We start from the raw sequence: 624 nt of genomic DNA, 5'->3' as shown, positions 1-624 counted from the left end.
ACCATGGCGTTACTAAATCGGTGGTCTGAACAATAAGTTCTGAGGTGTACTGCGGGAGCAGTAGCCCCCGCATCTCAATCATTTCTCGGTTCGGTCTTCCATTGTTGAATCCGGTTACAACATATCGAGCGAGCTGTTCTTCGGTGGGCGGAATGTCGCACGCGTTGTGGCCATGAAAGGTTGCCCCGTCACCTTCAACCTCAATCCCCGGAAACCCGGCCGTCACGTATTCGTCCAGAGTGATTTCGGTGCAGGGGTTAAAAATATCGTCGCCAAGTGCATAAGGGTCGAAGTCGCCGAATTCGAGGAAGCCGGATTCAAAGGTGAAACCGCGTGGCCCAGAAGCAGCACCCTCGGCAACAGTCTCAACCTCAGTGCCAGCTTCCTTGCCAAGTGACTCAATCTTCTCGCTGGGCACGCAGGCGCTTAACGCAAGCGCAGCCCCCAAAAAACACAACAAAAGACTTTTTCAACATTGGATTTCCCCCTTCTGTTTGTTCTTTGTACGCAAAGTATTGCGCAAGCAACGCATAGGCGTCTCCGGTTCTGAAGAAAGGATCACCCCCGTTGACCACCCGCCACCCCCGACACCCTCTACACCGCAGTCAATGACGTACTTGCTAA

At 53.2% G+C, this 624-nt stretch carries 1 pseudogene; it reads right to left on the bottom strand.

The annotated features are described in order from the left end of the window. Nucleotides 1–418: pseudogene (locus HMPREF3101_RS09425) on the bottom strand (hypothetical protein); the annotation flags it as partial. Between the last annotated feature and the right edge of the window lie 206 nt (nucleotides 419–624).

This window comes from Corynebacterium sp. HMSC29G08 (assembly GCF_001806875.1).
In the GTDB taxonomy this organism is placed as follows: Bacteria; Actinomycetota; Actinomycetes; order Mycobacteriales; family Mycobacteriaceae; genus Corynebacterium.
Note: the sequence above shows the minus strand (reverse complement) of the source record. Positions and strands in the feature narration are given on the sequence as shown.